The organism is Clostridium sp. HBUAS56017 (genome assembly GCF_007115085.1).
In the GTDB taxonomy this organism is placed as follows: domain Bacteria; phylum Bacillota; class Clostridia; order Clostridiales; family Clostridiaceae; genus Clostridium; species Clostridium cibarium.
This window is the reverse complement of sequence record NZ_SULK01000008.1, coordinates 116773-139701: the sequence shown is the minus strand read 5'-3', so window position 1 is coordinate 139701 and position 22929 is coordinate 116773. Positions and strand designations below refer to the sequence as shown.

General features: G+C 31.1%; 19 protein-coding genes and 1 riboswitch. Of the genes, 3 read left to right on the top strand and 16 right to left on the bottom strand.

The window, feature by feature from the left end:
* Positions 1 to 40 precede the first annotated feature (40 nt).
* A complete protein-coding gene (gene nifJ / locus FAY47_RS09070; RefSeq protein WP_143316387.1) occupies positions 41 to 3550 on the bottom strand; it encodes a pyruvate:ferredoxin (flavodoxin) oxidoreductase in 3510 nt (1169 codons plus the stop codon).
* A gap of 220 nt (positions 3551 to 3770) precedes the next feature.
* Positions 3771 to 4850, bottom strand: coding sequence for an undecaprenyldiphospho-muramoylpentapeptide beta-N-acetylglucosaminyltransferase (locus FAY47_RS09065; RefSeq protein WP_143316386.1), 1080 nt, complete (start codon positions 4848 to 4850; stop codon positions 3771 to 3773).
* Between the two features lie 336 nt (positions 4851 to 5186).
* Between FAY47_RS09065 and modA the strand changes: the two genes are divergently transcribed.
* The 3 genes from modA to FAY47_RS09050 are packed head-to-tail and all read left to right on the top strand — an operon-like array spanning position 5187 to position 7728.
* Complete coding sequence (gene modA, locus FAY47_RS09060) at positions 5187 to 5966, top strand: molybdate ABC transporter substrate-binding protein (protein ID WP_143316385.1); 780 nt, start codon at positions 5187 to 5189, stop codon at positions 5964 to 5966.
* 38 nt (positions 5967 to 6004) lie between these two features.
* Complete coding sequence (gene modB, locus FAY47_RS09055; RefSeq protein WP_143316384.1) at positions 6005 to 6679, top strand: molybdate ABC transporter permease subunit; 675 nt, start codon at positions 6005 to 6007, stop codon at positions 6677 to 6679.
* 2 nt (positions 6680 to 6681) lie between these two features.
* Complete coding sequence (locus FAY47_RS09050; protein WP_143316383.1) at positions 6682 to 7728, top strand: ATP-binding cassette domain-containing protein; 1047 nt, start codon at positions 6682 to 6684, stop codon at positions 7726 to 7728.
* 55 nt (positions 7729 to 7783) lie between these two features.
* On the opposite strand, the gene FAY47_RS09045 is transcribed toward FAY47_RS09050, so the two are convergent.
* The 14 genes from FAY47_RS09045 to FAY47_RS08980 form a co-directional block, all read right to left on the bottom strand.
* Positions 7784 to 8275, bottom strand: a complete 492-nt coding sequence (locus tag FAY47_RS09045; protein WP_143316382.1) for a MogA/MoaB family molybdenum cofactor biosynthesis protein — start codon at positions 8273 to 8275, stop codon at positions 7784 to 7786.
* Positions 8263 to 8694: an MOSC domain-containing protein gene (locus FAY47_RS09040; protein ID WP_143316381.1), complete on the bottom strand. Its 432-nt coding sequence runs from the start codon at positions 8692 to 8694 to the stop codon at positions 8263 to 8265. Before FAY47_RS09040 ends, FAY47_RS09045 begins: the two co-directional genes overlap by 13 nt.
* Positions 8695 to 8751: 57 nt before the next feature.
* Positions 8752 to 9732, bottom strand: a complete 981-nt coding sequence (gene moaA, locus FAY47_RS09035) for a GTP 3',8-cyclase MoaA (protein ID WP_143316380.1) — start codon at positions 9730 to 9732, stop codon at positions 8752 to 8754.
* A gap of 2 nt (positions 9733 to 9734) precedes the next feature.
* On the bottom strand, positions 9735 to 10238 hold the full coding sequence (gene mobB, locus FAY47_RS09030; protein ID WP_143316379.1) for a molybdopterin-guanine dinucleotide biosynthesis protein B: 504 nt from the start codon (positions 10236 to 10238) through the stop codon (positions 9735 to 9737).
* Positions 10222 to 10710 (bottom strand): cyclic pyranopterin monophosphate synthase MoaC, encoded by a 489-nt coding sequence (gene moaC / locus FAY47_RS09025; protein ID WP_143316378.1) that lies wholly within the window; start codon positions 10708 to 10710, stop codon positions 10222 to 10224. The genes mobB and moaC overlap by 17 nt, the downstream gene beginning before the upstream one ends.
* Before the next feature lie 34 nt (positions 10711 to 10744).
* Entirely contained in the window at positions 10745 to 11950 is a 1206-nt protein-coding gene (gene glp / locus FAY47_RS09020) for a gephyrin-like molybdotransferase Glp (protein WP_143316377.1), read from the bottom strand.
* A 3-nt stretch (positions 11951 to 11953) separates the two neighbouring features.
* Positions 11954 to 12979 (bottom strand): molybdopterin-binding protein, encoded by a 1026-nt coding sequence (locus tag FAY47_RS09015; protein WP_143316376.1) that lies wholly within the window; start codon positions 12977 to 12979, stop codon positions 11954 to 11956.
* A gap of 163 nt (positions 12980 to 13142) precedes the next feature.
* Positions 13143 to 13282: riboswitch (molybdenum cofactor riboswitch) on the bottom strand.
* 5 nt (positions 13283 to 13287) lie between these two features.
* Entirely contained in the window at positions 13288 to 13860 is a 573-nt protein-coding gene (locus tag FAY47_RS09010; protein ID WP_143316375.1) for a molybdenum cofactor guanylyltransferase, read from the bottom strand.
* A 21-nt stretch (positions 13861 to 13881) separates the two neighbouring features.
* Positions 13882 to 14832: a TDT family transporter gene (locus tag FAY47_RS09005; protein WP_143316374.1), complete on the bottom strand. Its 951-nt coding sequence runs from the start codon at positions 14830 to 14832 to the stop codon at positions 13882 to 13884.
* Positions 14833 to 14868: 36 nt separating this feature from the next.
* The gene (locus FAY47_RS09000; protein ID WP_143316373.1) at positions 14869 to 15279 is read right to left on the bottom strand and encodes a 4Fe-4S dicluster domain-containing protein; all 411 of its coding nucleotides are present in this window, start codon (positions 15277 to 15279) and stop codon (positions 14869 to 14871) included.
* The gene (locus FAY47_RS08995; RefSeq protein ID WP_143316372.1) at positions 15276 to 17369 is read right to left on the bottom strand and encodes a molybdopterin oxidoreductase family protein; all 2094 of its coding nucleotides are present in this window, start codon (positions 17367 to 17369) and stop codon (positions 15276 to 15278) included. The genes FAY47_RS09000 and FAY47_RS08995 overlap by 4 nt, the downstream gene beginning before the upstream one ends.
* A 290-nt stretch (positions 17370 to 17659) precedes the next feature.
* Complete coding sequence (gene recJ / locus FAY47_RS08990) at positions 17660 to 19438, bottom strand: single-stranded-DNA-specific exonuclease RecJ (protein WP_243129583.1); 1779 nt, start codon at positions 19436 to 19438, stop codon at positions 17660 to 17662.
* 17 nt (positions 19439 to 19455) lie between these two features.
* Positions 19456 to 19995 (bottom strand): DJ-1 family glyoxalase III, encoded by a 540-nt coding sequence (locus FAY47_RS08985; protein WP_143316370.1) that lies wholly within the window; start codon positions 19993 to 19995, stop codon positions 19456 to 19458.
* A gap of 18 nt (positions 19996 to 20013) precedes the next feature.
* Entirely contained in the window at positions 20014 to 22926 is a 2913-nt protein-coding gene (locus tag FAY47_RS08980; protein ID WP_143316369.1) for a DNA topoisomerase IV subunit A, read from the bottom strand.
* Positions 22927 to 22929 lie beyond the last annotated feature (3 nt).

Below are 22929 nucleotides of genomic sequence, written 5' to 3'. Positions count from 1 at the left end.
ATAAAAACGGGCTTAACGCCCGTTTCTATTTTAATTTATATTATTCAGCAGCTAATTTCTTGTAGCTTGCTAATCTTTCTTGTGCATCTTGATAAGTCTTTTCAAATAATGCATCAGCTGCTTCTGGGAATGCTTTAGCTAATGAAGCATATCTAACTTCACCCATTAAGAATTCCTTGAAGTCTGCTGTTGGTTCCTTAGAATCTAATGTAAATGGATTCTTAGTTCCCTTTAATTGTGGATTGAATCTGTACATTTGCCAGTATCCACAATCAGTAGCTCTCTTAGCTTCTAATTGGCTGTTACCCATACCAATTTTAATTCCATGGTTGATACATGGTGCATAACCAATGATTAGTGATGGCCCCTTATAAGCTTCAGCTTCAGCTATAGCCTTAAGTGCTTGGTTCTTGTCTGCTCCAATATTAACTTGAGCAACATACACATAACCATAGCTCATTGCCATCATACCAAGGTCTTTCTTCTTTGTTTTCTTACCACTTGCAGCAAACTTAGCTATTGCAGCAGTTGGAGTAGATTTTGAAGATTGTCCACCAGTATTTGAATAAACTTCTGTGTCAAATACAAATATATTTACATCTTCTCCTGATGCTAATACGTGGTCTACTCCACCGAATCCGATATCGTAAGCCCATCCGTCTCCTCCGAAGATCCATTGAGATCTCTTAACGAAGAAGTCTTTTTCTTTTAATATTGCCTTAGCTTCTGGAGTATTAACAGCTTCTAAAGCAGCTTCTAATCTTTCTGCTCTAGTTCTAGTTCCTTCACCGTTGTCGATGTTAGCTAACCAATCTTCAACAGCAGCCTTAGCTTCACCATCTAAACCAGCAGCTAATGCTTTTTCACAATTTTCAGCTATTCTAGCTCTAATTGATTTAACTCCTAAGTGCATTCCTAATCCATATTCAGCATTATCTTCGAATAATGAGTTAGCCCAAGCTGGACCATGTCCATTATGATTCTTTGTATATGGAGTTGAAGGAGCAGATCCTCCCCAAATTGATGAACATCCTGTTGCATTTGCTATCATCATTCTGTCACCAAATAATTGAGTTATAAGCTTAGCATATGGAGTTTCTCCACAACCTGCACAAGCACCTGAGAACTCAAGTAATGGTTGCTCAAATTGGCTTCCCTTTACTGTAGTCTTACTCATTGGGTTTTCCTTAGGTGATACCTTGTCCATGCTGTAATCCCAAGCTTCCATTTGATCAGCTAATGTATCTTGTGGTTGCATTACTAATGCTTTTCCTGGAGCTGGACATACTTGAGCACAGTTTCCACAACCTGAACAGTCTAATGGAGTAACTGCCATAAAGTATTGTAATGGTTCTTCTGTCTTTAATGCCTTAGCTGGAACTGCCTTTAATGATTCTGGAGCATTCTTAGCTTCTTCATCAGTTAATAGTACAGGTCTAATTGCAGCATGTGGACATACAAATGAACATTGATTACATTGTATACACTTATCTGATTGCCATGCTGGTACATTAACAGCTATTCCTCTCTTTTCGAAAGCTGCAGTACCTGCTTCGAAAGTACCATCTTCCATACCTACGAATGTAGAAACTGGAAGAGAATCTCCTTCTTGTCTATTCATTGGAATTACTATATTCTTAACGAAGTCTGACTTCTTCTTAGTATCAGCAACTTCTTTATCTACAGCTGTCTTCCAAGCTTCTGGTATCTTAATTTCAACTATTGCCTCAACGCCCTTATCAATAGCTGCATTATTCATATCTACAACTTTTTGTCCCTTCTTACCATAAGAAGTAACAACAGCGTCTTTTAAATATTTTATTGCATCTTCTAATGGAATAATCTTAGCTAACTTGAAGAATGCTGATTGCATTATCATGTTAATTCTTCCACCAAGACCAATTTCTTGAGCTATAGCAACAGCATTTAAAGTATAGAACTTAATGTTATTGTTTGCTATAAATCTCTTATATGAAGCAGGTAATTTTTCTTCTAAATCTTCTGGAGTCCAGATAGTATTTAATAAGAATGTAGATCCTGCCTTTAATCCATCAAGTACATTGTATTTGTGGATATATGATTGGTTAGAGCATGAAACGAAGTCTGCCTTATTTATTAAATATGGTGACTTAATTGCCTTCTTACCAAATCTTAAGTGAGATACTGTAATTCCTCCTGATTTCTTTGAATCATAGAAGAAATATCCTTGAGCATACATATCTGTATGATCTCCAATAATCTTTATAGCACTCTTGTTAGCTCCAACAGTACCATCTGATCCTAATCCCCAGAACTTACAAGCTGTAGTTCCTTCTGGTGTAGCATCTATATCTTCATGTACTTCTAATGATGTATTTGTAACATCATCAACTATACCAATTGTAAATCCATTCTTTGGTTCATCTTTTGCTAAGTTTTCATAAACTGCAGCAATATGTCCTGGATTTGGATCCTTAGAACCTAATCCGAATCTACCACCAACGATTACTGGAGCATTTTCTTTTCCATAGAATGCATTTTTAACATCTAGGTATAATGGTTCTCCAGCAGAACCTGGTTCTTTAGTTCTATCTAAAACAGCAATTTTATTAGCTGTACTTGGAATAGCCTTTAATAATCTTTCATTTGAGAATGGTCTGAAAAGTCTTACCTTAACAACACCAACTTTTTGTCCATTAGCATTTAAATAATCAATTGTTTCTTCACATACATCTGTAGCAGAACCCATAGCGATTATTACTCTATCAGCATCTGGTGCTCCATAGTAATCGAAACAGTGATATTCTCTTCCTGTTAACTTTGTAATTTCAGCCATGTATCCTTCAACAATTTCAGGAACTGCATCGTAGAACTTATTAACAGATTCTCTTTCTTGGAAATATATATCAGCATTTTGTGCTGTACCCTTTGTTACTGGATGATTTGGATTTAATGCTCTATTTCTGAATGCTTCTACTGCATCATAATCAACTAGCTTAGCTAATTCATCATATTCTAGAACTTCGATTTTTTGAATTTCATGAGATGTTCTAAATCCATCAAAGAAATTACAGAAAGGTATTCTTGATTTAATTGCAGTTAAATGTGCAACTGCTGATAAATCCATAACTTCTTGAACTGATCCTTCTGCAAGCATTGCAAAACCAGTTTGTCTTGCAGCCATAACGTCTTGGTGATCACCAAATATGTTAAGTGCTGAAGTAGCAAGTGCTCTTGCTGATACGTGGAATACTGCTGGAAGCATTTCTCCTGCTATCTTATACATGTTAGGAATCATTAATAATAATCCTTGTGAAGCAGTATAAGTTGTTGTTAATGCTCCTGCTTGTAATGAACCATGTACTGCACCAGCTGCTCCTGCTTCTGATTGCATTTCCATAACTCTTACTGGTTGTCCAAAAATATTTTTTCTTCCTTGAGCTACCCATTCATCAACATGTTCAGCCATTGGTGAAGATGGTGTTATAGGATAGATTGCTGTAGCTTCTGTAAATGCATAAGAAATGTGAGCTGCTGCAGTATTTCCATCCATAGTTTTCATTTTTCTCATCGCGTAGACCCCTCTTTCAAAATTTAGAATTAATTCACAACATAGAAATATTTAATTAAGTATAGTTAAATATATTGACTATAAAACATTGTGAAAATATTAACTTTTACTTTTTTTGATATTATAAACCTACCAATTACATTATATATCACTAATTTAATTTTGCAAGGTAATTTCCTAATGAAAGACAAATTAGGAATAATGTAAATTTTCAGTCTTTTTACTTCTTCCTCCCTATAACTGACATAATAACTTGAATTACAGCATCATTTCCGACTTTATCTTTTCCCTTATTCATGTTTCTCACTAGTTCCTTTTTATTATCTTTAAGTTCATTTATTTTTTCTAAAAATGTATCTTTATTTATTTCTTCCTCTTCTATCACTAATGAATAACCTTCCCTTTCAAAAGATCTTGCATTTAAAATTTGATCTCCCCTACTAGCTTTTTTAGAAAGTGGAATCAATAAGGTTGGCTTTTTTAAAGCTAAAAACTCAAATATGGAATTAGCACCAGCTCTGGATATTATATAGTCTGCTGATTTCATTAAATGAGGAAGTTCCTCATTTACATATTCAAATTGAACATAACCATTTAAGTTCTTCAAATTCTCATCTATATTTCCTTTACCGCAGATATGTATAATATCATACACATTTAGCAACTCTCTTAAATTTTCTCTAACCACATTATTGACAACCTTAGACCCTAGGCTTCCTCCCATAATGAATATTATTTCTTTATTACCTTGAAAATCGCAGATTTCTAAACCTTTCAACTTCACCCCATTGAATATTTCGTCCCTTATTGGGCTTCCTGTCAATACACCTTTACCACCTTTTACATATTTCAAACTTTCTCTAAAAGTGACACAAAGTTTATTGCAAAATGGTGAGGATAATTTATTAGCAAGTCCTGGAGTAATATCTGATTCATGTGCAACAACTGGAATTCCTTTCATAGACGCTGCTATAACTACTGGAACAGCAACAAATCCACCTTTTGAAAATATAACATCTGGTTTTTCTTTTGTTAATATTTTTTTAGCCTCAAAAATACCTTTTATAACTTTAAAAGGATCTGATATGTTTTTTAGGTCAAAATATCTTCTTAATTTCCCAGATGATATTCCGAAATAAGGTATTGAATTTTCACTAATAATTTCTTTCTCTATACCATCCTTACTACCAATATATTTAACCTCAAATCCATTTTTCATCAAACTTGGTATTAGCGCTAAGTTAGGCGTTACATGTCCAGCTGTACCCCCACCAGTCATAATTATTTTATATTTATTCAAAAATATCACTCCTTAAAACAAACTCGTATCTATAACAATTTTCCTTTTCATATATTCAATTATACTAGATTATATTTTTCAAAAGACTTCAATTTTATTGTTTATACGTTTTTATCTTTTAATTTTTAACTACCATATAATATTATATGAGTAAAAAATAAAATTTCAAATTTTAATTAATTATTATAAAATTTTATTTTCTATTCACTTCATTTCATATATGAAAAACACAATCTAAAAACCGTAACAACCTGCTTTTTTTCGTGACTAATATCACGTTCTTATTTGCTCATACTCTCTATAATTAAAAGCATGTTAACATAGGAGGATTTATTTATGAAAAAAAGATTAACACTTTCTACTTTTTTAATAATACTAATTTCAACTATACTACTTTCTTCTTGTAGCACTTTTAACAACTCATCAGGAGCAATAGAATTGAACATTTCCGCTGCTGCAAGTCTAAAAGAAGCAATGGAAGAAATACAAACTGAATTTAAAAAGATTAATTCTAACATTAGTTTAACTATTAATTATGGCTCTTCTGGTTCTCTTGAACAACAAATAGAACAAGGTGCCCCTTGTGATATATTCATCTCCGCTGGTCAAGACCAAATGAAATTTTTAAATGATAAATCTTTCTTATTGGAGAACAGTGATAAAGACTTGATTAAGAATGATTTAGTTTTAGTTGGCCCAAAAAACAGTGAAATAAATAGCATCTCTGATTTAAATACCGATAAAGTTAAAAAAATTGCAATTGGCGAACCACATAGTGTTCCTGCTGGAAAATATGCTGATGAAACTTTCCAAAACCTTAACATTAAAAATGAAATTTCATCAAAACTTGTTTTTGCTAAAGATGTAAAAGAAGTACTTGCATGGTCAACTTCAGGCAATGCTGATGTTGGATTTGTATATAAAAGTGACGTACTAAATGATAGCAACTCAAAAATTATTGAAGCGATACCAGATGACAAGCATTCAGCTATCATATATCCAATTGGAATACTTAAAGCTAGTAAAAATATAGATGCATCTAAATCCTTTGAAGACTTTTTATTTACTGATACCTGTAAGAAAATTTTCAAAAAATATGGTTATCACTTAACTTAATTTGCTAATTTAATTTTACTTTATAGGAGGATTTAACGATGGATATTACTCCCTTATGGATTTCCATTAAAACAGCTTTTATTTCAACTGCAATAACATTTATCTTTGGCATTATAATTTCTTACTGGATGGCAAATTTCAAAGGAAAACTCAAAGGAATATTGGATGGAATATTAACTTTGCCCTTAATTTTACCCCCAACTGTTGTAGGTTTCTTCTTATTACTTATTTGTGGCAAAAATGGTCCCATAGGCAAGATATTAGAGCTTTTTAATACATCTTTAATTTTCAGTTGGAGCGCTACTATACTTGCCGCTACAGTAGTATCATTCCCGATGATGTACAGGACTTCACGTGCAGCCTTTGAGCAAATAGACATTAATATTATCTTTGCAGCTAGAACTCTAGGACTTAGTGAGTTTAAAATATTTTATAAGATTGCTATTCCATTGGCTATGCCTGGCATTATCGCAGGATTAGTTTTATCATTTGCTCGAGCCATAGGCGAGTTTGGTGCAACTCTAATGCTTGCTGGAAATATTCCTGGAAAGACACAAACAATGCCTCTTGCCATTTTTTTTGCAGCAGAAAGTGGCGATATGAAAAGGGCAATGCTTTGGGTTATTGTAATATTTTTAATAACATTATTATTAATTTTACTTCTAAATTACTGGTCAGACATTCAACTTAAATTGCTAGGAAGGAGGCACTAATTATGTCATTATACATAAATATAGAAAATAATTTTTCTTCTTTTGATTTAAAAGTTAACTTCCAACACGAAAGAGGGATTCTAGGATTTTTAGGTGCTTCTGGTTCTGGCAAAAGTATGACTTTAAAATACATTTCAGGTTTGCTTAACCCATCTAAAGGGCAAATAATTGTAAACAATAGAACTTTTTTTGATTCGCAAGAAAAAATAAACTTAAGTCCTCAAAAAAGAAAAGTAGGATACTTATTTCAAAACTATGCTTTATTCCCTAACATGAATGTAATTGATAATATTGAACTCGGAATTTCCAATTTGAATGATAAACAAAAAAAACTATTAAGCAATGATTATATAGAAAGATTAGGATTATCAGGACTAGAAAAACATTATCCTTGGCAATTATCTGGTGGACAGCAACAAAGAGTTGCTATTGCTAGAGCGCTTATAACTTCCCCTGATATCTTGCTTTTAGATGAACCTTTTTCTGCCTTAGACCAACATTTAAAAAATAATTTAGAAAAAGAATTGATGTCTATATTAAAAATTTATAGCGGAAATATCATCTTCGTAACACATAACATAAATGAAGCATATAGAATCTGTGATGACATTGTTGTGTATGAAAATGGTAACGCCTTAAAAAAAAGAGACAAAAAAGATTTATTTAAACATCCAAAATCACTGTCAGAAGCAACTTTAACAGGTTGCAAAAATATTTCAAAAGCTAGAAAAACCGGTAAATATACTATTTTTGCTGAGAATTGGGGATATGAATTTATAGTTAATAGTGAAGTACCTGAAAATGTTCAATACATCTGCATACGTGCACATGATCTTGAGATTTCTGTTGATGAAAAAATCGAAAATACATTTTATTACAAAATTGATAGTATTATCGAAAATCCTTTTGACTTTACTTTATATATAAAAAACAATACTATTCCTTATCTAAATGCAATTGAATATAAGATCAAAAAAAAGGATATGCATTTCTCTATAAATGATATACTTTCTTTAACTTTCCCAAAAGACAATTTATTTTATTTTTAAAAACATATTTTTTTAAAGTAGTTTAGCTGGAATTATATATTCCAGCTAAATTACTCTATTTCCTTGCACAATTAGATACTTCACCTTTTAGTATTCCTAATGCATGATCAAGTTCTGTTATAATATATTCTAAGCATTCTGTAACCGCCTTCGGACTTCCTGGTAAATTTATTATTAATGTTTTCTTCCGTATTACGGCAACAGCACGACTTAACATCGCTCTTTTAGTAAATTGCAAACTATACGCACGCATAGCTTCCGGTATTCCTGGAACCACTCTCTCCCCTGCTTCTAAAGTCGCTTCTGGCATACAATCCCTTGGTGAAAAACCTGTTCCTCCCGTTGTAAGAATGAGGTCTGCAATATTCTCATCACAGATCCTCTTCATTTCGGCACTTAACATATTCTTTTCATCCGGTAATAATATTTTATGTACAACTTTAAATCCATTTTCTTCAACTATTTTTCTAATAGCTAAACCACTTTTATCTTCTCTCTTTCCTCTGTATCCACTATCACTTGAAGTAATTATCGCTACTTCAAACATACCAAATCATCCCCTACTTTAATTTTACCGCCATGTATAACCTTGGCAAAGACCCCTTCTCTAGGCATAATACAATCTCCAACTCTTTTGTATATTTCACAATGAGCATGGCACTCTTTTCCAACTTGAGTAAGTTCTAGAATGACGTCATTGCATTTAAATTTTATTCCTATAGGCAAAGTTCTAAAATCAATGCCTTCTACAAGAATATTTTCACCAAAAGCTCCATCCTCCACTGCTCCACCCTTGGAATTAAAATCAAGCACTTTATTATAAGATAGTAAACTTACTTGTCTATGCCAATTACCACCATGTGCATCATTCTCTAATCCATATCCTTCAATAATATTGCATTCACCTATATTTTTCTTTGCTGTACCTCTCTTTTCACTTATACAAATAGCAATAATTCTACCCATTACATGGCCTTCCTCTCTAAATCAAATTTAAATAATATCTTTATTATTTAATATATGTCAGCCACCTATTTCTGACATTATATGTTGTTCAAAATTCTCATGAGAATAAATTTCAAAAAACTTATTTTCTATCGGTTTATTATAGATAGCATTTTTAATAGATTCTATTAACTCCTCTTGACTTTTTCCCTCACTTATAAGTTTTTTCAAATCTATACCTTTATCATATTGTAGACAAGTTTTTAAAAATCCACTAGAAGTAAGTCTAATCCTATTACATTTATCACAAAACTTATGACTAACTGCACTTATAAAACCTATTTTTCCTTTAAATTTATCTAAACTATAATAACAACTTGGTCCATTACCTAAAGACTCATTAAATTGATTAAGTTTTCCAAACTTTTTTTCAATAACTTTTCTTATTTCATTTTCACTCACACCTTTTCTCTGTTTTCCAACTCCTATTGGCATAAGTTCAATAAATCGAATGCTTAAATCCTTATTTCGTATCATTTCAACTAATTCTAGTATTTGCTTGTCGTTTATTTCATTTATCATTACACAATTCAATTTAACAAGAAGATTCTCGTATTCTAAAGCTTTATCAATTCCTCTAATAACTTTCTTTATATCTCCAATACGAGTAATGTTTTTGTATGTAAATTCATCTAAAGTATCAATACTAATATTAACTGCATCTAATCCTGATCTAACTAAGGAATCAATTTGTTCCTCTAACAATATTCCATTTGTAGTCAAAGTAACATTATTAATATTGTCTATTTCTTTTATATTTTTAATAAGGTACGACAAATCATTTCTGACTAAAGGTTCCCCCCCAGTTATTTTAACTTTACTAATACCTAACTTTGAAAAAACTTCACATAAATAAATTATTTCTTCATACGATAATACTTCATTATCGCTCAAACATTCTATTTTCTCTTCTGGCATACAATAGACACATCTAAGATTACATCTATCAGTAATTGAAATTCTTATATAATCAATTTCTCTTTCGTAAATATCAACCATTTCTACACCTCTTCACACACCTTAAGCAGCTCTTTTACGATTTCATCGATACTATTTATATCAATAGTTTTTACATTTTCAAAATGACAATTTAAATTTGTTGCTAAAGCTATCAGTGTTTCTTTCCTACAAACATAATCTCTTGAAATTTCTTTTCTTACAACTTCAATTTTGGGGTAGTCAGAATTCTTAAAACCTTCTAACAGAACAATATTTGCCTCCGGAAAATACCTTATTAACTCCTTTTCAGAAATTTCACTCATCTCTTTAACTACCATTAATTTTGTTTTAGAAAATATAGCACTTCCATATGCCCCTGATTCTTTATGCCTATATGAATCAGTTCCTTCTATATCGCTTTGAAATTCATGTCCATCATGTTTAATTGTAGCAACCTTATATCCTAGATTAACTAACTTAGGTATTATCTTTGTTATAAGTGTTGTCTTTCCAGAATTCTTCACTCCACTTATAGCAATCAATGTAGGTTTATCTTTGTTTTTCATTTAAAAACTCTCCACTTTTTCCACCAGTTTTCTTCTCTAAATAGATTTCCGAAATTTCCATAGTTTTATCTATAGCTTTGCACATATCATAAATAGTAAGAAGTGTTATATTTACTCCCGTCAAAGCTTCCATTTCCACACCTGTTTTACCTTCTACTTTAACTGTGCATATCGCTTCTATGTAACTCTGCTCCTTATTTACTTGAAAATCAACTTTACATTTACTAATCATTAATGGATGACACATTGGAATTAACTCTGAAGTCTTCTTTACTCCCATTATTCCAGCAATTCTCGCTACTCCAAGAACATCTCCCTTTTTAACAGTTTTATTTAAAATTGATTCCATAACACTACCATTAACAAAAATTTTTCCCTTAGCAATTGCTGTTCTTGATGTTATATTTTTTTCTGAAATATCAACCATAACTGCATTTCCATCTAAATCGAAATGACTAAATTTATTTTCCATATATTGCACTTCCTTTAAATTCTCTGATTATTACTTAAAGTAAAAAAATATCTATCTTGTCACCCTTACTCAATTTCTTAGTCCCTTTAGGTACATCTATCAAACAGTTACATTCTATCATCGATGAAAGCACTCCTGAAGAATGTTTATTTCCTTTAAATTTAACTTTACCACTATTAAAATAAGCACGTATAAACCTTCTTCTCATGCTTGGCTTATTAAATTCATCTTCCATAATTCCTTCAACTTTTTTAGGACTTAAATTTTTATCCCCAGTTAACTTAGCTAAAACCGGTCTTGCCAAAAGTTCAAAAGTTGTAAGTGCCGCAAAAGGATTTCCAGATAGAGATAATATAGGCTTATCTTTATATAAAGAATACATCGCTGGAGTTCCTGGCTTTAAATTAACCTTCCAAAAAACTCTTTTTGCTCCTATACGAGGTAATGCATCATGTAATATATCTTTTTCCCCAACAGAAACACCACCTGTTGTGATCACTAGATCTACTTTATCTATAATCTCATCTATTCTTTTTCCAACCTTTTCTCCATCATCCTCAATAATTTCTGAAATAACTGTTCTCAATCCAAACTCTCTCAACCTTGAATTAATTAAATTAAGATTGCTATCATAAATTTTTCCTTCCATTAATGGATATCCCGAGATTCCAACTTCATCACCAGTAACAAGCAAAGCAATCTTTAGCTTAGATTTTACTTTAACATTTGAAATTCCCATACTGGAGAGAATTCCAATATGCACGTAAGTGAGCAATTCCCCACTCTTTATCAATAATTCCCCTTTTTCTATATCTTCACCAGCAAAACAATAATTATCATATTCTGAAAGTTCTTCATAAATTTCAACATCATTTTCACCATAGTTAGTATTTTCCTGTCTTACTACACAATTTGCGCCTTTTGGAATTTTTGCACCTGTCATAATTCTAATCGCTTGACCTCTCTCAAGTACTTTTTCACTATATCCTCCAGCAAATATACAATCTACAACTTTTAACTTTTTTACATTTTCTTTGCTTGCACCTTTAGTATCTTTTGCTATAAGCGCATATCCATCAAGAGGCGAACGATCAAATGGTGGGTTATTTATAGGTGCATAAATATCTTCACATGCTACTCTCCCACTAGCATCTATTAATTCAATTTCTTCTGCTTCTCCATTTTCTTTTATGCTTTTATTCATCAACTTAATAGCTTCTTCTAATTCAATATTAAGCAAAACTTATACTCCCTTTCCAAATCCGCATCTAGGATATGTACATTTTGTACAACGAAGGCATAATCCTCCATGTCCCATTTTTGAAATATCACTCTTTGTAACCGAAATTCCAGCAGCTATCCTTGGTAATACCAAGTCGAATATAGTTGCGTTTGAGTACATCACACAACCTGGCAATCCCATAATAGGTGTCCCATCTTCAAAATATCCAAGTAAGAACATAGCTCCTGGTAGTACTGGTGCTCCATAACAAATAATCTTTGCTCCACTTTTTCTAATTGAACTTGGTGTTAAATCATCAGGGTCTACACTCATGCCTCCTGTACAAACAATAAGATCTGCACCATTTTTCTTTAATTCACTAATAGCATTTATTATCATTTCAGTTTCATCATTTACTATTTTATGATCACAAACACTAATCTCATATTGATTAAGTTTATTTATAACAACTGGGGTAAATGTATCCTTAATTCTTCCATGATAAACCTCACTTCCTGTTGTGACTATTCCAGCTTTCATCTTCTTATATGGTAATAACTCCATAATTGGCATATCTCCCGCAATCTTTTGTGCTTTTTCTAACTTCTCTTTTTCTATAATAAGAGGTATAACCCTTGTGCCTGCTAATATTTCTCCCTTTTTAACTGGATAATTAGTGTGCCTTGTAGCAATCATAATTTCATCTAATTCGTTAATCATATCTAACTTTTTCACATCAACTCTAAATAAACCATCTATATCAGCAATTACTTCAATCTTTCCTTCCTTAACTTCTGAAGGTTTAACATTTTCATTGTTGCAAATTTCATATAATATTTCTGCTGCTTCATTTTCATGGAGCATCCCCTCTTTTTTTTCCCAAACATACAGATGTTCTTTCCCTATTGATAATAATACAGGGATATCCTCTTTCTTAACTACGTGCCCTTTTTTAAAAGCAACATCCTTTACTACATCTTTAATAATCCTCGTAATATCATGACATATTACATGCCCTATTGCATCAACTGTAGCAATTTTCTTCATAATTCTGCCTCCTAATAAGCTTCAATTTATCTTTAAGTTTCTGTTAGTGTAAAAATTTTAAAATTATAATCTATAAAAAACCATATCATCCTACCTAAATAACAAGGCATGAACAATATAGCTGTATATTCAAAAGTAATATGCAATTAATATTATTCATTATTTAAAAATTAAATAATACTCCTTTTCAAACATGGAAGGCTAAACAGTTTCCCATATAACCCTGAAAGTGATTATTTTCACTTTGGCGCAATATCATAGATATTATTCCTTAGATATTTTTGCACGGAGACTATTTAATTGTTGTTTTAATCTTCAAGTTTATTATATTGTTCCAAATTATTTATATTTTCTAAAATACATTTATCAAACTTAGTCTCAGATAAAGGTATAATTTTAGTTTTAACTCTGCTTATTAAATTTAAAAGTTTATAATCTTTTTCTTCTATCATATTTTCAATGTTATAAATCATATCTTTAGAATAAATTGCTCCTAAAGGATAGATTCTTCCTTTTTCATCTTGAACTACTACACACTGAATACCTTCCGTAATTGAATTACAAATAAATTCTATAAAATCTTTTGTAATTTTAGGCATATCACAAGCAGTTACAAAAATATATCTTTCGTCAATTGTTTTTAATGCTGAATATATCCCCCCTATTGGTCCAATATCTTTATAAATATCTTCTAATAAGGTGTAATTCAAATCTTTGTACTTTTCTTTATCATCTACTGATATATAAATTGTGTCAAAGACCTTTAACTCATCAGTTATTTTTTCAATAAAGCTCTTATTCTTAAATTTAAGAAATGCTTTATTGTTCCCATTCATTCTTCTACTTTTTCCCCCAACAAGAACCAAAGCAGCAATTTTCATAAAACCATCCTTTTTATTCTATTATGCCTCCTTACAACCACTAAAAAGCATTTTCAAAAAATTATAAAGTACAAATGCAATAAATGTTGTAGTTATATAAAGTTGAATACCAGACATCTCTTTAACCATATCACCAATCATTGTTTGACCTTGAGTAGTTAAAAAGGCTGCCATCTTAGTTGAAGCTACTGTTCCTATTGCCATTGAGAATGTAATACCTGCAAACCCTGGATAAAATGCATAAGAAAAGAATTTTGGTATTTTTATAAATACAAATATTACTGCTGAAATTACACAGGCATATAGCAAATATACTATTATTGGATTAGGTTCTTTAAAATAATTCAAATATCCAATTACGCATAAACTTGATGGTGCAACTAAAATTGCTTGGGTATGATAAAACATATCTTTAATAGTTGTAGTTATTAACCTGTATATCATAAATGGAATTATCAGTACAAAAATAGTAATTCCATAATATACAATCATCTTTCCTATTATCGGCTCGTTCATAGGTACTCCAATAGATGTAGACACCATTATTCCATTATAAGTAACAAACCAACTAGGAACGAAAGTATCTTTATTTATACCTTTAATAACATTTTTATATGTAAACACTAAAATATGTATAGCATGAATACCAATTCCGCTAAACCACATAATCTTTCCTATAGCTTGATTATAATCAAAATAGTAACTTCCTAAAATCATTAAAATCATACTAAAAGCAGCATACAAACTAGCTGGTACAGTATTAGAATATTCTTTTTTGCATGTATCAAAATAAAATATAATTTTTATTATGTACGTTATTAAAACAATTGTTGCTGCCCACATTGAAATATGCCTTATCCAAGTATATCCTAAATTAGAATATACATTTGATATTGATGCAGTACCTAATATTGTTGGAAGAATTGGAACCGGTAAATTTTCCAGTCTTTGAAAAAGCGATCTTTTTTCCATATAATATCTCCTTGTCTTCTAATCCTATATTTATGCTTATATAAAGTTTATTGCTCCCATGGGGCATTTCTCTACACACATAGGATTTGGTTCATTATTTTCTGTTCTATGAGTACACATGTTGCATTTCATAATTTCTTTGTGTTCAATTGAATCACTTTTCAGCGCGTCAAAAGGACAGGCCTCTATGCATTTATTACAGCTTATACAAAGTTCCTTGTTGTATTCAACCAATCCATTTTCCTCGTTTTTTGACATAGCTCCATTACTGCACGCTTCAACGCATTTTGGCTTATCACACTGGTGACAGAAAATAAGCTTAATATTGTTTTTACTATCTCTAACTATACGGTTTCTTGAATCACAACTCTCATGACTAACCATACAAGCTGAGACACAAGTTAAACATCCTACACATTTACTTCTATCCGCTTTTATTCTTTTCATAACTTATCTCCTCCAACTTGAATTTTACAAATATTAATTGGAGTTGTCTTATATGAAGGTTCTTTAGAATAAGAATCATATAAAGATGGGGTTAAATTATTGCACTCCAAGTAATGGATAGGTGCATAAAGTTCATCATACTTAACATCGTCTGTAACCTTTACCTTAAAATCAGAAAAATTTCCATTAATAGAATAAACTCTAATATTTTCATTTTCTTTAACATCAATTTCTTCTGCAAGTTTAGTATTTATATAAATATATGCATCCTTAATATTAACATCTTCAACAACAGCTATTTCTCTTGTACGAGTTTGTGTGTGCCATTGTCCAATACTTCCCCTGCCCGTATTTAATATATAAGGAAATTCCTTTGTAGTTGGCAATGGATTTTCTTGTACTTCTTCGAACATAAACTTAGCTTTTTTTGAAGGAGTGTAGTATTTATTGTCCTCATATAATCTTCTCTGATCTTCTTTGAGAATATCCCCTTCTCTAAAAGGCCACTGAATTCCATTTGAATTTTCCAACCCCTCATAGGTAACACCTGTCATATCACAAGGCATATTTCTAGAACATTCTTTCATTAAATTAAATGCATCTCTTGGAGTTCTCCAATTATCAAGAATTTCTCCCATTCCTAGTGCTTGTCCAATGCCATAAATAACTTCATAGTCACTTCTCTCATCTAAAGATTTTTCAATTGCTGGGCGCAAAGCAGATATACGTCTTTCTGTATTTATTAAAGTTCCTTCTTTCTTAGTTCCTGGAACTACAGGAAGATACATATCACAATCTTTAGAACTATCAGTGTTACCATAGATATCTTGAACGACAAAAAATTCTAATTTATCCATAGCTTCTTTAAATTTTTTATTATTTGTCCATGAATGGCGTGGATTTGTACAGATAACCCATAAACCTTTTATCTCTCCTGCTATAATCTTCTCAACAATCGCGTTATAGGTTAATGTAGGCTTGGTTGCAAGTAAAGATTCATTAACTCCAAGAACCTCAGCAATTCTTTCACGTCTAGCTATATTATCAAAATCTCCTCCACCATAAAGGGATGCTGTATTACTATATGCTCTTGAACCCATTGCATTGCATTGTCCTGTAAGAGAATTAGCCCCTGTCCCTGGTTTCCCAATATTTCCTGTCATTAAGGCTAAATTAATTATAGCTTGTGCAGTTCTAACAGCTTCATAACCTTGATTAACCCCCATTGTCCACCAAAAAGAAACTCTTTTTCCATTATGAATTAATTCTACAAGTTCTAGAATTGATTCTTCACTAATTCCAGTTTCTTTACTTGCTCTTTCTATAGTATATTGTTTAACAAATTCCTTAAACTCATCAAATCTTTCTGTATAATTACTTATATATTCATTATCTATATACCCTTTACTTATAAGATTATTAGCTATAGAATAAAGTAATATTAGATCTGTTTTTCCTTTTATGCCGTACCAATAATCAGCATTTTGGGCTGTCTCTGATTTTCTCGGATCGATAACTATTAATTTTTTATTTTTATTATTTTTAATTCTATCCCAAAACACAGGATGTGCTATAACAGGATTAGCACCAATTAATATTATGGTATCAGATAATTCCGCATCTCCTAATGTGTACGGAGGTGCATCAAATCCAAAACTTTGTTTATGAGCAACTACTGATGTAGCCATACATAGCCTTGTGTTTCCATCAACATTGGTCTTTAAATAGTTCCTCATTACATGTCCAAACAAAGCAAATTCCTCTAGAGTTAATTGACCAGTACTAATAGCTGCAACACTTTCTTCTCCATAATTTTCTTGTAACTCTAAAAATTTGTCTGCTACTACTTTGTATGCATCATTCCAAGAAATTCTTTTAAAGGAACCATCTTTTTGCTTAATTCTAGGCAATGTTGATTCTTTTTCTATTGTTTGTTGTTTGTCTAGAGACAATCCTTTAATACATGCAAATCCATTATTAACTGGATAATTTTTTGTTGGTAACACTTTTATTATTCTGTCATCATCAACATAAAAATCCAAGTTACAGGCTAATGCACAATAATTACAAGTTGATTGAACCTTTTTCATAGTATCCCTCTTTCTTAAAAAAGTGTTTTATTATGATTCTCTTTTTACCACCTCTTCTTCTTGACAAATTTTTCACTTGTAGGTTTATGTATTATATTTTCATTTTATATAATTTATATACAATAATAGAATAATTAAAATGCAAACCAAACACCGTGATATTAATCACGAAACCAAATACTACAATTGTCTAACAAATTATTTTTTATCAGAATACAGCTGAATGACAAAACTCTAACAAAGAAAACAAAAAAGATATTTTCACTAATGAAAATATCTCTTTTCCAATATTATATTCTTATATTTTTTATATTTAGTTGAATATTTCTCTTTCCCATATACTCATTTACATTTGGAAAATAAACTATATCCATTTTAAAGCTACAATATCCATCATCTTTAAGCTTTAAAAATTTATCTTCTCCAAACTTATCCGTGAACTCTTCCTTAAAGTAGTCATATTTATCAAAATTTACTCCTTCTATATAACTATTTCCTCCAGGCAAGAGAAACCTGAACTTCATAAAATTCTTTTCTTTTCCCATAAAAAACACTCTAGTTACTTGTAAATTTCTAACAGCAAACAGAGGGCTATTATTACCTTTTCCAAAAGGTTTTAACTTCTCTATATTATTTATCAATTCTTCATCTATATTACTTAATGCAAGAGGAGAATCTATTCTAGTTACAGGCACTATATCTTCCTCACTTAAAGGACATTTTTCAATAAGAGCTTTTTTTAATAAAGGTATATTTTCTTCTTTTACTGAAAGTCCAGCAGCCATTGGATGTCCTCCAAATTTTTCTATATACTCCTTACACTTATTTAATTCTTCAAACATGTTATATCCTTCTATACTTCTAGCAGATCCTTTTGGCATATCTTTACCTTTGGTCATAACTATTGTAGGAAGATTAAATTTTTCTCTCACCCTACCTGCTACTATCCCAGCTATACTTTCATGTATATTTTCATCATAAACTAATATAACTCTTTCTTCCGGATTAAAATTCTTGTCTATTTCTTCTATTACTCTTTCCACACTTTCTGATGTTAAGTCTTGCCTTATCTTATTTAACTCATAAAGTTTTTTTGCTAACTCTGCTGCTCTTTCCTCATTATTTGTAATTAGTAATTCTACTGATAAATCTGCTGTTTCAAGTCTTCCAGTAGCATTGATTGTTGGTCCTAAAACAAATCCAAAATGATATTCAGTAATTTCTTTATTTTCAAGAGAAGTTTCCTTTATCAACGCTTTAAGTCCTTTATTTTCTGTATTGTTTATCTGTTTTAATCCTTCTTTAAGGATTATTCTATTTTCCCCAAGAATCTCTACTACATCACAAACTGTAGCTATCGCAGCATATTGAAATAATTCCTTGAATTCATCTAAGTTTTTACCCATAGCTGAAAGTAAACATAGTGAAAATTTCAACGCTATTCCTGCTCCACAAAGCTCTTTAAATTCATAGGGACAATCTTCTTGTTTTGGGTTTATTACCACATCAGCATCTGGTATTTTAAATACCCGCTCCTCCCCCTCTTCAATATATGGAATATCATGATGATCAGTTATTACCACTTTAAGCCCTATTTCCTTAGCTACCTTAACTTGCTCTATTGCCGAAATACCATTATCACAAGTTAAAATTACTTCAGCACCTTCTTCTTTTAATATTCTAATCCTATCACTATTTATTCCATATCCTTCTTCTTCTCTGTTTGGAATATAATACACAAAATTTGCTCCAAGACTTTCTAAAGTTTTATTCAATATAGTAGTACTACATACTCCATCACAATCATAATCTCCATATATTACAATTTTTTCTCCTGCTAGAATAGCTTCTTTTATTAAGTTTACTCCTTCTTCCATTCCTTTCATAGAATTTCCATCTAATAATTTTTTTAGATCGCCATAAAGGAAAAGGGATGCATCCTCCTTAGAATATATCCCTCTATTAGCAAGTAATCTTAATATTAATGGATGCAACTCTATCTCACTTTTTAGCATTTCAAATTCTTTTTTCTTATTAATAACCATCCATTTTTCTTTCAATTCACTCATCCCCGCAACTTTATAAATTAGCTATATAACATTCCATCACTTATCGCTTTGTATTTATCATTTCCTAAAATTTCTAATAGTTTATATGCAAATTCCATAGCTGTAGCAGGCCCTCTACTTGTTATAATGTTTCCATCCACAACAACTTTCTCTTCTTTATAATTACATCCTTGTAATTCATCTTCGAAACCTGGGTATGAAGTTATACTTTTACCCTTAATAATATTTGCAGATCCAAGAACTATTGGTGCTGCACATATAGCTGAAACTAACTTTTTATTTTCATGAAAGTATTTAACTATTTCAAGTACTTTTCTATTTTCCTGTAAATTTCTAGCTCCAGGCATTCCTCCCGGAAGAACTATTAAATCATATGATTTTATTTCTTCATCTAATATTTTATCACTTTTGACTTCAATACCATGTGCACCTAAAACATTAATTTTTTCTAAGGATACCATATGACAAGTAACTTCCGCTCTTCTCATAATATCCACCACAGTTAATGCTTCAATTTCTTCAAAGCCTTCTGCTAATAACACAGCAACTTTTCCCATTTCCATACCTCCTATAAATTATATCAAGCTTACATTTTTTATTTCATCATCTAACTGAACAATCATTATACTACTTCCTCTTCCAGCTCGATTTTGAAGTTTTATATCTTGTAACAATACTTCTCTAACTTCTTTATTTTTCGTTAATAACTGTAATTTATACTTATCTATCGATGTTACGGCAATTTCTCCTGTACTCATCTGCTCCATGTTGACAAATGATTTTGCATATACTATTTCATCATCTTCTTTTAGGCTTATCCCAGTAACTCCAGAAGCAACCTTTCCCATAAGACTTACATTATTAACCGGGAACCTAATAGCCATACCCTTTTTAGTTATTATAACTAAATGCCCTAAGTTTTGATTTGATATATCTACAGATACCACTTCATCATCTTTATATTTAAATTTATAAACTTGTTGAATTAAATAATCTCCACTTAATTCTTTTAAATTTGTCTTTTTAACAAGACCTCTCTTAGTAATAGTGTATACTGCAAAATTCTCATTAAATTCTTTTAAAGAATATATAGCAACTACTTTTTCTCCTGCTTCAAGTCCATCAACCAAATTATTCAATGGAATTTCATCTTTAATAGCTTCTTGTATCAAAAATGCTTTCAAGTTTATTACATGTCCTTTATTTGTAAACAGTATAAGATTACTTTCTGAATCTGTATTAACTTTTAGTAAGTCATTTTTATTAGCTCTTGCAAAACCTTTTAAATTACCTTTCGCTGTAATACCAACTGTATATTCAACAAATTTCATACTATCAACATATTCAGCACTTATTACTTCATCCTTTTCTGAAAGATTAAATAATTGAAGTCCAAGAATATTCCTTGGAGAATCTTCTAGAGTAGGAACTTTCAATGTAAATTCTAATCCCAATCTAGTATTAACTTTCAAGAATTCTTTCTCTTCTGCTTCTATCTCAGCCTTTATTACCCTCTCATTAGTTCTTAATTTACTTGCTTGAATTTTTGAATAGCTAGTTTCAAATTTATCTAGAGAACTCTTTTTTATACTTCCTTTATTTGTAATAACCTTAACAAATTTATTTGGATCAAGATTATCTACTGAAACTATCCCTACTACTGATTCTTCTTCAGAATTGAATGATTTTATAAGGGTATCTATTCTCTCTCCTTTTTCTTTCCACTTACATTCCGGAATATTTATTCCTCTAATCTTATACATATTACCTTTATCTGTAAACAGAAGCAAGTTATCTTTTGTATTTGATTTAATAAGATATTTTAATTCATCTCCTTCTCTATACTCTATATCCTCTGGATTTGAATTAGATCTTACATAATTCTTTTGAGGTATTCTTTTAATGAATCCATCTTTTGATAAAGTTATCATTACATCTTCAACGACCAATAACTCTTCAACATTTATTTTAGCTTCACTGTCATCTTCTATTATCTCAGTTCTTCTTGGATTTTCATATTTTTCAGCTAATTCCTTAAGCTCATGTTTTATTACTTTTAATAACTCTCTGTCATCTGATAATATCTTTTTAAGTCTTTTAATGGTCTTTTCCAATTCCTTGTATTCTTTTTGAAATGTAGTTATTTCAAGTCCTGTTAACCTATAAAGCATTAACTCTAAAATTGCTGTTGCCTGTGCTTCTGTAAAATCAAATTTACTAATTAGATTTTCTCCAGCATCCTTTTTGGATTTAGACTCTCTTATAGTCTTAATAACATCATCCAAAATACTAATAGCTTTAATAAAACCTTCAACTATATGAAATCTTTTCTCTGCAATTTCAAGTTCTCTCTCACTTCTTCTTTTAATTATTTCTCTTTGATGATTGACATAATGAGTAATAATAGTCTTAAGTCCCATAGTTTCTGGCTTTCCATCTGCTAAAGCTACCATATTAAAACTTACATTACATTGAAGATCTGTCTTCTTAAACAAATATTTTAATACTTTATCTGCTACGCCTTCATCAGCTGATTTTCTAAATTCAATAACTGCACGAATTCCACTTCTATCTGATTCATCTCTAATATCTGTTATTGATTCTAGAGCTTTTGCATGTCTTTTATCACCAGTCATTTCTGAAATTGTCTGAAGTAACTTAGCTTTATTTCTTTTGTATGGAAATTCAGTAATTACGATTCCTACTCTGCCATTTTCTAATCTCTCAATAGATGTTTTTGCTCTACAAGTTACCTTACCCTCACCTGTTTCATAAGCTGATAGTAAAGAATTCTTTCCTATCAAAATTCCTCCTGTAGGTAAATCTGGTCCTTTTATATATTTCATTAACTCTCTAGTACTTATTTCTTGATTATCTATATATGCCAAAACACCATCTGTAACTTCTCCTAGGTTGTGAGGTGGTATATTGGTTGCAAGACCTACTGCAATACCAAAGGTTCCATTTACTAAGAGGTTAGGATATCTACTAGGTAATACTTTAGGTTCTAATTCACTATCTGAATAGTTTGGAACCATATCTACTGTATCCTTGTCTATATCTCTTATCATTTCCATAGCTATATTTGAAAGTCTAGCTTCTGTATATCTCATAGCAGCTGCACTGTCACCATCGATAGATCCCCAGTTTCCATGTCCATCCATCAAAGGCTCCCTAGTTGAAAAATCCTGTGCTAATATTGCCATAGCATCATAAACTGAGGAATCTCCATGTGGATGAAATTTACCTAAAATATCTCCAACTATTCTTGCTGACTTGTAGTAAGGTCTATCCGGATAAGCTTTGAGCAAATAAGCTCCATATAATATTCTTCTATGAACTGGTTTAAGTCCATCTCTAACATCTGGCAAGGCCCTTTCTTTTGCAACTTCTATTGCATAAGGTAAATAATTGTCCGGCATCGCCTCTTCAAGTGGTATCCTAATAATATTGTTATCCTTAGGAATCTTCGTAACTTTTTTAGCCATATT